The 11867-nt window shown below is 39.2% G+C and carries 13 protein-coding genes; all 13 read left to right on the top strand.

Annotated features, from left to right (window positions below):
- Nucleotides 1-293 precede the first annotated feature (293 nt).
- The 13 genes from AC2IP4_RS14235 (at nt 294) to AC2IP4_RS14175 (ending at nt 11743) form a co-directional block, all read left to right on the top strand.
- Nucleotides 294-1046 (top strand): amino acid ABC transporter substrate-binding protein, encoded by a 753-nt coding sequence (locus tag AC2IP4_RS14235; protein WP_486306861.1) that lies wholly within the window; start codon nt 294-296, stop codon nt 1044-1046.
- 152 nt (nt 1047-1198) lie between these two features.
- Nucleotides 1199-1870 (top strand): amino acid ABC transporter permease, encoded by a 672-nt coding sequence (locus AC2IP4_RS14230; protein ID WP_486306860.1) that lies wholly within the window; start codon nt 1199-1201, stop codon nt 1868-1870.
- Nucleotides 1867-2604 carry an amino acid ABC transporter ATP-binding protein gene (locus AC2IP4_RS14225; RefSeq protein ID WP_375321463.1) on the top strand — a complete coding sequence of 246 codons (738 nt, stop codon included), beginning with the start codon at nt 1867-1869 and terminating at the stop codon, nt 2602-2604. Before AC2IP4_RS14230 ends, AC2IP4_RS14225 begins: the two co-directional genes overlap by 4 nt.
- Nucleotides 2605-2788: 184 nt before the next feature.
- The gene (rpmH, locus tag AC2IP4_RS14220; RefSeq protein ID WP_012548915.1) at nt 2789-2923 is read left to right on the top strand and encodes a 50S ribosomal protein L34; all 135 of its coding nucleotides are present in this window, start codon (nt 2789-2791) and stop codon (nt 2921-2923) included.
- Nucleotides 2924-2939: 16 nt separating this feature from the next.
- Nucleotides 2940-3293 (top strand): ribonuclease P protein component, encoded by a 354-nt coding sequence (gene rnpA, locus AC2IP4_RS14215; protein WP_012548914.1) that lies wholly within the window; start codon nt 2940-2942, stop codon nt 3291-3293.
- On the top strand, nt 3260-3517 hold the full coding sequence (gene yidD, locus AC2IP4_RS14210; RefSeq protein ID WP_081091604.1) for a membrane protein insertion efficiency factor YidD: 258 nt from the start codon (nt 3260-3262) through the stop codon (nt 3515-3517). The genes rnpA and yidD overlap by 34 nt, the downstream gene beginning before the upstream one ends.
- 2 nt (nt 3518-3519) lie before the next feature.
- Nucleotides 3520-5145, top strand: a complete 1626-nt coding sequence (gene yidC / locus AC2IP4_RS14205; RefSeq protein ID WP_486306859.1) for a membrane protein insertase YidC — start codon at nt 3520-3522, stop codon at nt 5143-5145.
- A 98-nt stretch (nt 5146-5243) separates the two neighbouring features.
- Complete coding sequence (gene mnmE / locus AC2IP4_RS14200) at nt 5244-6611, top strand: tRNA uridine-5-carboxymethylaminomethyl(34) synthesis GTPase MnmE (protein WP_486310439.1); 1368 nt, start codon at nt 5244-5246, stop codon at nt 6609-6611.
- A gap of 58 nt (nt 6612-6669) precedes the next feature.
- Nucleotides 6670-7104 (top strand): FMN-binding protein MioC, encoded by a 435-nt coding sequence (gene mioC / locus AC2IP4_RS14195; protein ID WP_486310438.1) that lies wholly within the window; start codon nt 6670-6672, stop codon nt 7102-7104.
- 423 nt (nt 7105-7527) lie between these two features.
- Complete coding sequence (gene mnmG, locus AC2IP4_RS14190) at nt 7528-9417, top strand: tRNA uridine-5-carboxymethylaminomethyl(34) synthesis enzyme MnmG (RefSeq protein WP_486310437.1); 1890 nt, start codon at nt 7528-7530, stop codon at nt 9415-9417.
- A gap of 1 nt (nt 9418) precedes the next feature.
- The gene (gene rsmG / locus AC2IP4_RS14185; RefSeq protein WP_486310436.1) at nt 9419-10051 is read left to right on the top strand and encodes a 16S rRNA (guanine(527)-N(7))-methyltransferase RsmG; all 633 of its coding nucleotides are present in this window, start codon (nt 9419-9421) and stop codon (nt 10049-10051) included.
- A gap of 17 nt (nt 10052-10068) precedes the next feature.
- The gene (locus AC2IP4_RS14180; protein ID WP_486310435.1) at nt 10069-10869 is read left to right on the top strand and encodes a ParA family protein; all 801 of its coding nucleotides are present in this window, start codon (nt 10069-10071) and stop codon (nt 10867-10869) included.
- Nucleotides 10859-11743, top strand: coding sequence for a ParB/RepB/Spo0J family partition protein (locus tag AC2IP4_RS14175; protein WP_375321457.1), 885 nt, complete (start codon nt 10859-10861; stop codon nt 11741-11743). The genes AC2IP4_RS14180 and AC2IP4_RS14175 overlap by 11 nt, the downstream gene beginning before the upstream one ends.
- The last annotated feature ends 124 nt before the right edge of the window (nt 11744-11867 follow it).

Genomic DNA, 11867 nt, shown 5'->3' with positions numbered 1-11867 from the left:
GGACAACCCCACTCATAATTATTTTAAAAGGTTGTCGATTTTATACTGTGGATAACTATTGTGCCAGTATTAGATCGATGATCCAGAGAATAAGATCGAAGTTATTCACACCGATCACGCTTTTTTACCTAGATCAACACACTTTTTACCTGAGTTATACCCACATTAATCAACAATGACTAAAAAACAGACTTTAATTGAGCATTTAGTTATTACACATAACCATCGGGTATTTAGAGGTGAATCGCAAAAAAAGTATGATGATCTCTCTGAGAATAATGGGAGTATCAATCATGAAATGGACAAAGAATATCCTTACTGGATTAGCGTTAACTTTAGCAGCAACACAGTTAGCTCAAGCAGCCACAGAAGTAAAAGTAGGGATGTCTGGTCGTTATTTCCCATTTACCTTTGTTAAACAAGATAAATTACAAGGTTTTGAAGTTGACTTATGGGATGAAATTGGTCGCCGTAATGATTACAACGTAGAGTATGTTACAGCGAGTTTTTCTGGTTTATTTGGTTTATTGGAAACTGGTCGTATTGATACCATTTCAAACCAAATTACCAAAACAGAAGCGCGTGAAGCAAAATACCTTTTTGCAGACCCTTATGTTGTCGATGGCGCGCAAATTACCGTACGTAAAGGCAACGACAGTATAAAAGGTATTAACGATTTAGCAGGAAAAACCGTTGCCGTTAACTTAGGTTCTAATTTTGAAAAATTATTACGAGATAATGATAAATCAGGCCAAATTAACATCAAAACTTACGATACAGGTATCGAACACGATGTTGCTTTAGGTCGCTCTGATGCATTTGTGATGGATCGCTTATCTGCTGCACAATTAATTAAAAAGTCAGGTTTGCCACTGCAATTAGCTGGTGAACCGTTTGAAACAATAGAAAACGCATGGCCTTTTGTTAAAAATGAGAAGGGACAGAAACTTCAAAAGGAAGTGAATAAGGCCCTATCAGAGATGCGTGCAGATGGCACATTAGCAAAAATATCTCAAAAATGGTTTGATGCCGATGTAACAAAATAATCTGTACCTATACTTACGTATAGGGTTCACTTAAGTAGAACGATCAAAACCCACTATCGATCTAGTGGGTTTTGTGTTTATTGCTTATCTCATTTATTTCATTGACACTAACAACTGTTACTTTTCTTAATACGAATGCATAGAGATACATCATGGGATTTGATTTTACGTATATGATTGAGCTCTTACCTATACTGTTTAAGTATTTAGGTACGACACTAGAAATGGCAATATGGGGACTATTCTTCGCATTGGCTCTTGCGTTAGTGTTAGCTAATTTAAGAGTCTTTAAAATCCCAGTATTCGATCAACTCAGTCAGCTTTACATTAGCTTCTTTCGTGGGACCCCACTGCTTGTTCAGTTATTCCTCCTTTATTATGGTTTACCACAAGTATTCCCAATTTTTGTTGGTTTGGATGCATTCAGCGCAGCCGTTATTGGGTTAACACTCCATTTTGCAGCTTACATGGCCGAAAGTATTCGTGCTGCTATTATTGGTGTCGATCGCAGCCAAATGGAAGCAAGCTTATCTATCGGTATGACAACTTCCCAAGCAATGCGCCGTATTATTCTTCCTCAAGCAACTCGCGTGGCTTTACCTTCATTGATGAATTACTTCATCGACATGATTAAATCAACATCTTTGGCCTTTACGCTTGGGGTGTCTGAAATAATGGCAAAAGCCCAAATGGAAGCCTCTTCCAGTTTTAAATTCTTTGAAGCCTTTTTAGCCGTAGCTCTAATCTATTGGGGTGTCGTCGTTATCCTTACGCGAGTGCAAACTTGGGCAGAAACTAAACTAAATAAGGCCTATGTACGATGATAAAAATTACCAATCTACATAAAAGCTTTGGTGAAACTGAAGTTCTCTCAGGTATTGATCTAACCATTAATAAAGGCGAGATAATTGCCATCATAGGCTCTAGTGGTACAGGTAAGTCTACCTTACTCAGATGCGTTAATTTTCTTGAAACAGCCGACAAGGGAACCATCAGTATCGGTAATGTTAGTGTAGATACTGAAAATAATACCAAGGCAGAAGTATTAGCGTTACGACGAAAAACAGGGTTTATCTTCCAAAACTATGCCTTGTTTTCTCACTTAACGGCACGACAAAATATTGCTGAAGGCTTAGTAACTGTCCACAAGTGGAATAAGGCAGAAGCACTCAAACGAGCCCAACAAATATTAGATGATATTGGTCTTGGTGATAAAGGAGATAATTACCCTGCCGCCCTCTCTGGTGGCCAACAACAACGTGTAGGAATTGGTAGAGCAATGGCATTAGAAGCAGAGCTGTTATTGTTTGATGAACCCACGTCAGCGCTAGATCCTGAATGGGTAAATGAGGTATTGAGTTTAATGAAAAAACTCGCAACTCAACATCAAACCATGTTAGTGGTTACTCATGAGATGCAGTTTGCCAAAGAAGTTGCCGACAGAGTTATCTATATGGCTGATGGAAAGATCGTTGAACAAGGAACCCCAAAACAAATTTTTGGTTATCCACAGGATCCAAAATTACAGAAATTTTTAAATCAAGTAGGGATCGCATAAAGATCCTTGCGCTCTCGCTCACAAAACGTATAATTCATCGTCCGGAAAATACGTGGAACCTCTTATTGACTATTTTTCTGTCAATGATTACAATTCCGCCTCTTTGTTGAGAGGCGTCGGAATGTACGTCCCACGCCGGGTTTAATTAAACCTAATAACTACTGATCAGTAATAAGGTAATACCATGAAACGCACTTTCCAACCTTCAGTTCTTAAGCGTAAACGTTCTCACGGCTTCCGTGCTCGTATGGCAACTAAGAACGGTCGTAACACAATCAACGCTCGTCGTGCTAAAGGCCGTAAGCGTCTATCTAAGTAATCAATAGATTATTTTGATGAATTACGACTTCTCTCGGGAGTTACGCTTGTTAACTCCCGAAGATTACAAATCAGTTTTCAAGCAAGCTCATCGAGCCGGCTCACCTCACTTCACCATTCTTGCCAGAGAAAATTCACTATCACACCCTCGTTTAGGTCTTGCTGTTCCTAAGAAGCAAATTAAAACTGCTGTTGGTCGCAATAAGTTTAAACGTATAACTCGTGAAAGTTTCCGCAATAAGCAACATTCATTACCTGCGAAAGACTTTGTGGTTATCGCTAAAAAGAGTGCTCAAGAATTGAGTAACGAAGACTTTAACAAGCTACTAGATAAATTATGGCATCGCCTGTCTCGCCCTTCTCGTGGATAGCTATCGGTCTAATCCGTTTTTATCAACTCGTCATCAGTCCAATGATTGGACCTCGCTGTCGATTTACTCCAACGTGTTCACATTATGCAATTGACGCACTAAAGTCACACGGTTTAGTAAAAGGGTGTTGGCTAACTGGCAAACGTCTATTAAAATGTCATCCTTTGAATGATGGGGGCTATGACCCCGTCCCACCCAAGCAGCATAAAGACAGAGAACAATAACGATGGATACCCAACGTAATATTCTGTTGCTAGCACTGGCTTTAGTTTCTTTTTTACTTTTCCAACAATGGCAAGTAGAAACTAATCCGCAGCAACCAGCTACAGTTAGTACCGTTCAACAAACTCACACGAATGGTGATGTTCCAACTTCTTCAACAGCAAACAGTGATACTCCAGCGGATTCAGCACAATCTGACAAGCTGATTACAATCACAACTGATGTGCTTACTTTAAAAGTAGATACGTTGGGTGGTGACATCATTGAATCTGTTCTTAATAAATACGATGCAGAATTAGACTCTAAAGCAAAATTTATTCTTCTTAAAAACAATGCTGATCATAGCTATATTGCTCAGAGTGGTTTAATCGGTCCTCAAGGCATCGACTCGAACACTGGTCGTGCACAATTTACAACGCAAAAAACAGATTATGTTTTAGCGGATGGTCAAAACGAATTACGCGTTCCGTTAACATTAGTGAAAGATGGTATTACTTATACTAAAACACTAGTGCTTAAACGTGACAGCTACGCTATTGATGTTGATTACACGGTTGATAACCAATCTTCAGCACCAGCAACAGTAGAAATGTACGCAAACTTAAAGCAAAACTTACTGGATGACGGTGGCAGCTTAACAATGCCAACGTACCGTGGTGGCGCTTACTCTACTGAAGATACACGCTATAAAAAATACAGCTTTGACGACATGGAAGATAAGAATTTATCTATCGACATGACAAATGGTCAAGGTTGGGCTGGTATGTTGCAACATTATTTCGCATCTGCTTGGATCCCACGTAACGTAAATGACGCAACACTGACTTCACGTGTTGCTGGCGATTACGGTTACATTGGCGTTCGTATGCCTTCAGTGACAATCCCTGCAGGCCAAGAAGCTACGCTTACAGCAACGCTTTGGACAGGCCCAAAACTTCAACCAGAAATGGCTGCAACTGCTAAATACTTAGATTTAAGTGTTGATTACGGTTGGTTATGGTTCATCGCTTCTCCACTTCACAAATTACTGTCTTTCATTCACGGTATTGTTGGGAACTGGGGTCTAGCGATCATGTTCTTAACGTTCATCGTTCGTGGTGCTATGTACCCGCTAACGAAAGCACAGTACACATCAATGGCTAAAATGCGCATGCTTCAACCTAAGTTGGCAGCAATGCGTGAGCGCATCGGCGATGACCGTCAGCGTATGAGCCAAGAAATGATGGAGCTTTATAAGAAAGAGAAAGTAAACCCACTAGGTGGCTGTTTACCAATCGTTCTTCAAATGCCTATCTTCATTTCTCTGTACTGGGCACTAATGGAATCAGTTGAACTTCGTCATTCACCATTCTTTGGTTGGATCACGGATTTATCAGCACAAGACCCATACTACATCCTGCCATTACTAATGGGTGCAAGTATGTTCTTAATCCAGAAGATGAGCCCAACGACAGTAACGGATCCAATGCAACAGAAGATCATGACGTTCATGCCTGTTATGTTCACAGTCTTCTTCTTATGGTTCCCAGCAGGACTAGTTCTTTACTGGTTAGTATCAAACATCGTAACGTTAATTCAGCAAACTCTGATTTACCGTGCACTTGAGAAAAAAGGCTTACACTCTAAGTAACTTGAATTTCTAAAGAAATAAACAAAAGGCGGCCATTGGTCGCCTTTTTTGTGTTATCGGCTTACAATATGCTCAAGCAATAGACATTAAGAATTATCATGACATTACATACAGAAACCATCGTTGCACAAGCAACAGCCCCTGGCCGAGGCGGCGTAGGCATCATTCGAGTATCAGGTCCTAAAGCTCAACAAGTTGCTTTAGAAGTAGTAGGAAAAACACTTAAACCTCGTTACGCAGAATATACCCCGTTTAAAGATGAAAGCGGTGTAGAGCTTGATCAAGGCATCGCCCTCTACTTCCCTAACCCACATTCATTTACTGGTGAAGATGTTCTAGAACTTCAAGGTCATGGCGGCCCTGTTGTCATGGATATGCTCATTAAACGTATTTTGAAAATAGATGGCATTCGAACTGCAAGGCCTGGTGAGTTTTCAGAAAGAGCTTTTTTGAATGATAAAATGGATTTAGCTCAAGCCGAAGCCATTGCCGATTTAATCGATGCAAGTTCTGAAGAAGCAGCAAAATCTGCATTAAATTCACTGCAAGGTGTCTTTTCAAATAAAATTAACACCTTAGTAGAATCCCTTATTTACCTTCGAATTTATGTTGAAGCCGCCATAGATTTCCCAGAAGAAGAAATCGATTTTCTTGCTGACGGTAAAGTCAGTGGTGATTTACAAGGGATCATTGATAACCTAAACGCAGTTCGTAAAGAAGCGAATCAAGGTGCGATCATGCGTGAAGGTATGAAAGTAGTGATAGCTGGACGCCCTAATGCGGGCAAATCCAGCCTGCTCAATGCCTTATCTGGTAAAGACAGCGCTATTGTTACAGATATTGCAGGAACCACCCGTGACGTACTCAGAGAGCATATTCACATTGATGGTATGCCTTTACATATCATTGATACTGCTGGCCTTCGTGAAGCCTCTGATGAAGTAGAGCGTATTGGTATTGAACGAGCATGGGATGAAATAGCTCAAGCCGATCGCGTTTTATTTATGGTTGATGGCACAACAACTGATGCTACAGATCCTAAAGTAATCTGGCCTGAGTTTCTTGATCGTTTACCTAAAAATATGGGAATGACCGTGATCCGCAATAAAGCAGATCAAACAGGTGAAGAACTTGGTATTTGCCACGTAAATGATCCTACTCTTATCCGATTATCAGCCAAAACAGGCGAAGGTGTTGATGCTCTGCGTACTCACTTAAAAGAGTGCATGGGCTTTTCGGGTAACCAAGAAGGCGGCTTTATGGCTCGTAGACGCCATTTAGAAGCACTAAAAAAGGCCTCTCAACACCTAGATATAGGTCAGCAACAACTTGAAGGTTATATGGCTGGTGAAATTCTTGCTGAAGAACTGAGAATAGCACAACAACACCTGAGTGAAATCACCGGTGAATTTACTTCTGATGACTTGCTAGGACGTATATTTACTTCTTTTTGTATTGGTAAATAACACTAAATAATACAAACAATAATGGGCTATTACGGCCCATTTTTTATAGGAAAAATTCATGAAAAATGCATCAATCATTACAGGTAGCACTCTAGGTGGTGCTGAGTATGTTGGCGATCATATCGCTGATTTATTAGAGGAAATGGACTTTACAACCGATATCCATAATCAACCTAATTTAGACGAAATAGACAACAGTAGCCTTTGGATTGTAGTCGTATCTACTCATGGTGCGGGAGACTATCCAGATAACATCAAGCCTTTCATTCAGCAGCTCATCAACAACAACACAAGCATCTCAAAAGTAAAGTTTGCCATAGTTGCCATTGGTGATTCAAGTTACGACACTTTCTGTGCAGCTGGTAAATCACTGCAAAACACGCTTCTAAAATTAGGGGCAACTGAAGAATTTCCACTTTTAGAGATAGATGTAACCCAACATAGTATCCCAGAAGAACCGGCAGAATTGTGGCTAAAAGAATATATTTGTTAATAATTCATTTAGGATCATGATGAAAAGTTATTAAATAGAAAACATCTACTATGTGGATAACTATAGAAAGATCCAGTGATCAAGTTATAGTTATCCATTGAATAAGATCTACTGCCCTACCCCCTTGTGGATAACAAGCTCTTTTATCCTCAAGCCATCCGATCGAAGATCAAAGAAAAGTAACAACTTTAGATCGATCCAAAGTATATGATCCAATTGATCATTTAATACTTATCCACAGAGATCGATGATCTATATAATAGATCTAATAAGAGATCTCTTTAAAAGATCTTAAATATATTAAGCGATCTTTCTTTTTTGAACTTCGTCACTTTTTCGTTTCTTTCCAAGCTAGAAAAAGGGTAAAATAGATCTCTTAAGTTAAATTCTTCTAACTCTTTTCATTACACCTAAGGTCGAATCATGTTTTACCAAGAAAACTTTGATGTCATTGTTATTGGCGGTGGTCATGCTGGTACTGAAGCAGCACTTGCTGTGGCAAGAACAGGTCAAAAAACACTTCTCCTCACTCATAACATTGACACATTAGGTCAAATGTCGTGCAACCCTGCTATTGGTGGGATCGGCAAAGGCCATCTGGTAAAAGAAGTGGATGCCTTAGGTGGATTAATGGCACAAGCCATTGATCACGGTGGTATTCAATTTAGAACCCTAAATGCTTCAAAAGGCCCAGCAGTAAGAGCGACTCGTGCTCAAGCTGATAGAGCATTGTATAAAGCATTTGTTCGTTCAGTATTAGAAAATCAACCAAACTTAACGTTATTTCAACAAGCCGTAGATGACTTAATTATTGAAAACGACAAAGTTGTTGGTGCTGTAACTCAAATGGGCCTTAAATTCCGTGCTAAATCGGTTGTATTAACCGCTGGAACCTTTTTAGGGGGTCAGATACATATTGGCATGGAAAACTTCTCTGGAGGCCGCGCAGGAGATCCTTCTTCGATCACTTTAGCCCAACGATTAAGAGATCGTCCATTTAGGATCGGGCGCTTAAAAACAGGTACCCCACCTCGTATCGATGCTCGCACTGTTAATTTTTCAGTATTAGAGGCACAACCAGGTGATAACCCAACGCCTGTATTTTCATTTTTAGGTAATCGAGAACAACATCCTAAACAAGTGAATTGTTTTATTACTCATACCAATGAAAAAACCCATGATGTAATTCGCAAAAACCTTGATCGCAGCCCTATGTATGCTGGTGTTATCGAAGGTATTGGTCCTCGTTACTGTCCTTCAATTGAAGATAAAGTAATGCGCTTTGCTGACAAAGATAGCCATCAAATATTCATTGAACCAGAAGGACTAACTACACACGAATTATACCCAAATGGTATCTCAACAAGTTTACCATTCGATGTTCAATTACAAATTGTTCAATCAATGAAAGGCTTCGAAAATGCACACATCGTGCGTCCTGGGTACGCAATTGAGTACGATTTCTTTGATCCTCGTGATTTAAAATCAACATATGAAACTAAGTTTATTGAAGGTCTATTCTTTGCAGGCCAAATCAACGGTACAACTGGATATGAAGAAGCTGCTGCTCAAGGTCTAATGGCAGGTTTAAATGCTAGTTTATTTGCTCAAGGCAAAGAAGGCTGGAGTCCACGACGTGATGAAGCGTACATGGGAGTTCTGATTGATGATTTATCAACGCTTGGAACAAAAGAACCATATCGTATGTTTACTTCTCGCGCTGAATATCGCTTATCTTTACGTGAAGATAATGCAGATTTGCGTTTAACTGAACAAGGTCGTGCCCTTGGTTTAGTTGACGATACTCGTTGGGCTCGCTTTAGCGAAAAAGTAGAAAATATTGAAAAAGAAAATCAACGTTTAAAAGATATTTGGATTAACCCAAAATCTGAAAATATTGATCAAGTAAATTCGATCTTAAAAACACCGATCGTTCGTGAAGCAAATGGAGAGGATCTTCTTCGTCGTCCAGAAGTGACTTACAACTCTTTAGTGTCACTTGAAAATTTTGGTCCAGGGATTGAAGATCAGCAAGCTGCAGAACAAGTTGAGATTCAAGTTAAATATGCCGGCTATATTCAGCGTCAACGAGATGAGATTGAAAAATCATTACGCCACGAAAATACAAAACTGCCATTAGATTTGGATTACAGCAAAGTAAAAGGTCTCTCAAATGAAGTGGTTGCTAAATTAAGTGATGCAAAACCTGAAACTCTTGGTATTGCTTCTCGTATCTCAGGTATCACTCCTGCTGCGATTTCAATTTTATTGGTTCATTTAAAGAAACACGGTTTATTAAAAAAAGGTGAGTAACGTGACCGATTTATCTCAACAATTCGATCGTTTGATTGCTCAAACTGATTTAACTGTCTCTGAATTGCAAAAAGAGCAGTTACTTGGTTATGTAGCTCTACTTCATAAGTGGAATAAAGCGTATAACTTAACTTCTGTAAGAAATCCAAGTGAAATGGTTATTAAACATATCTTGGATAGTATCGTTGTTAGTCCAAAACTATCAGGTCAGCGTTTTATTGATGTTGGTACAGGACCTGGCTTACCAGGTATCCCGTTAGCTATCATGAATCCAGAGAAATCATTTACACTGCTAGATAGCTTAGGGAAACGAATTCGTTTTATTAAACAAGTGATTCATGAACTAAAAATTAGCAATGTCAGTCCAATTCAAAGTCGTGTTGAAGAGTTTCAACCTGAAGAAAAGTTTGATGCAGTCCTAAGTCGTGCATTTGCATCAATGACAGACATGGTGAATTGGTGTCATCATCTACCTAAAGAAGAAGATGGTGTATTTTTGGCATTAAAAGGTATCTACTCAGAAAATGAAGCAAATGATCTTCCTGAGTGGTGTTCGGTCAGAGATGTGGCGACATTAATCGTTCCGGAGTTAGAAGGTGAAAGACATTTAGTCACCTTAACCGGAAAAAAATAATGGAATAAGAGGTTAGTGTGGGAAAAGTTATCTCTATTGCGAACCAGAAAGGTGGCGTAGGAAAAACAACAACAGCGGTGAATCTTGCCGCTTCTATGGCAGCAACACATCGAAAAGTTCTACTTATTGACTTAGACGCGCAAGGTAATGCGACCATGGCCAGTGGAGTTGATAAATATGATGTTGATGCTACCGCTTACGAGTTGTTGGTCGACGAAGTACCTTTTGAAAAGGTTGTAATAGAGAAAACATCTGGTGGCTATGATTTAATCGCTGCAAATGGTGATATTACTGCAGCTGAAATTAAGTTAATGGAAGTGTTTGCGCGAGAAGTTCGTCTGCGTAACATGATCTACCCAATTCGTGGTAACTATGATTTCATCTTTATTGATTGCCCTCCCGCTCTAAATCTCCTTACAATTAACGCCATGGCAGCATCTGATTCTGTATTAGTCCCTATGCAGTGTGAATATTATGCACTAGAGGGACTAACCGCTTTAATTGATACTATTGGTAAATTAGCCGCTGTAGTGAATGCTGATTTAAAGATCGAAGGATTATTAAGAACTATGTTCGATCCTCGCAATCGCTTAGCTAATGATGTATCGGATCAACTAAAAAAACATTTTGGAGATAAAGTGTATCGCACCGTCATTCCTCGAAATGTGCGTTTAGCAGAAGCGCCAAGTCATGGTAAACCTGCAATGTATTATGATAAATACTCAAATGGTGCAAAAGCATATTTAGCTCTTGCCGGAGAGATAATTCGCCGTGACGAAATGGAAAAAGAAAGGGAAACAGAAATTCATGGGAAATAAACGTGGTTTAGGTAAAGGATTAGATGCCCTATTAGCAACAAGTTCATTGGCTCGCGAAAAGCAAGTTGCTGCTGAACAAAGTGAATCTATTTCAAAAGATACTCAATTAGTTGAGTTGGGTATCCATCAACTGAATGCGGGTCATTATCAACCAAGAAAAACAATGGAAGAAGAAGCATTAGAAGAATTATCTGCTTCCATTCGTTCTCAAGGCATTATCCAGCCTATCGTTGTTCGTCAAACTTCCCATCAACAATATGAAATAATAGCTGGTGAAAGACGTTTCCGAGCAGCAAAAAAAGCGGGATTAAAACACGTTCCATGTGTTGTTAAATCAGTTGAAGATAAAGCAGCTATTGCAATGGCGTTGATTGAAAACATTCAGCGTGAAGATTTGAATGCAATAGAAGAAGCACAAGCGTTAGAGCGCTTACAACAAGAGTTTGAATTAACACATCAACAGATCTCTGAAGTGATTGGTAAGTCTCGTACAACTGTGACGAATTTATTACGCTTAAATGCTCTTTCTGATGAAGTTAAAGTACTTGTTGAGAGTAAATTGTTAGAAATGGGCCATGCGAGAGCACTACTAGCATTAGACTCTGAATCTCAAATAGAACTTGCTCATTTAGTCATAAAGAAAAAGCTGACTGTTCGTCAAATAGAACAGAAAGTGAAAGCTTTGTTGTCACCTAAACAAGAAATAAAACCAGTAAGAGAAGATCTTGAAATGACAGAAGTGTCGAGTAAATTATCGACTATTTTGGGGTCTACTGTTGTGATTAATAGAAACTCATCGGGTAAAGGTAAGGTAACGATTACCTTTGACGAGGCTCACAAATTAGAACAACTTATCGCAAAGCTAGAAAGCTAAGTGTGATATAAAACGGTGTTTAAAAGCAAAATTGTATTTTACGTCGTAAAAGTTACTGCTTTGTTCTCATAAATGTAACTTTTTAATGCTATTTGATTGCATTCATATCGGTGCAACGTATAAT

Source organism: Aliivibrio thorii (assembly GCF_057368585.1).
The sequence above is the reverse complement of the archived record's forward strand: the minus strand, read 5'-3'. Positions and strand labels throughout refer to the sequence as shown.

What these genes read in the sequence shown, in the direction of transcription:
- AC2IP4_RS14235 (WP_486306861.1), top strand. Translation starts at nt 294, where the DNA reads ATGAAATGGACAAAGAATATCCTTACTGGATTAGCGTTAACTTTAGCA.
- AC2IP4_RS14230 (WP_486306860.1), top strand. Translation starts at nt 1,199, where the DNA reads ATGGGATTTGATTTTACGTATATGATTGAGCTCTTACCTATACTGTTT.
- AC2IP4_RS14225 (WP_375321463.1), top strand. Translation starts at nt 1,867, where the DNA reads ATGATAAAAATTACCAATCTACATAAAAGCTTTGGTGAAACTGAAGTT.
- rpmH (WP_012548915.1), top strand. Translation starts at nt 2,789, where the DNA reads ATGAAACGCACTTTCCAACCTTCAGTTCTTAAGCGTAAACGTTCTCAC.
- rnpA (WP_012548914.1), top strand. Translation starts at nt 2,940, where the DNA reads ATGAATTACGACTTCTCTCGGGAGTTACGCTTGTTAACTCCCGAAGAT.
- yidD (WP_081091604.1), top strand. Translation starts at nt 3,260, where the DNA reads ATGGCATCGCCTGTCTCGCCCTTCTCGTGGATAGCTATCGGTCTAATC.
- yidC (WP_486306859.1), top strand. Translation starts at nt 3,520, where the DNA reads ATGGATACCCAACGTAATATTCTGTTGCTAGCACTGGCTTTAGTTTCT.
- mnmE (WP_486310439.1), top strand. Translation starts at nt 5,244, where the DNA reads ATGACATTACATACAGAAACCATCGTTGCACAAGCAACAGCCCCTGGC.
- mioC (WP_486310438.1), top strand. Translation starts at nt 6,670, where the DNA reads ATGAAAAATGCATCAATCATTACAGGTAGCACTCTAGGTGGTGCTGAG.
- mnmG (WP_486310437.1), top strand. Translation starts at nt 7,528, where the DNA reads ATGTTTTACCAAGAAAACTTTGATGTCATTGTTATTGGCGGTGGTCAT.
- AC2IP4_RS14175 (WP_375321457.1), top strand. Translation starts at nt 10,859, where the DNA reads ATGGGAAATAAACGTGGTTTAGGTAAAGGATTAGATGCCCTATTAGCA.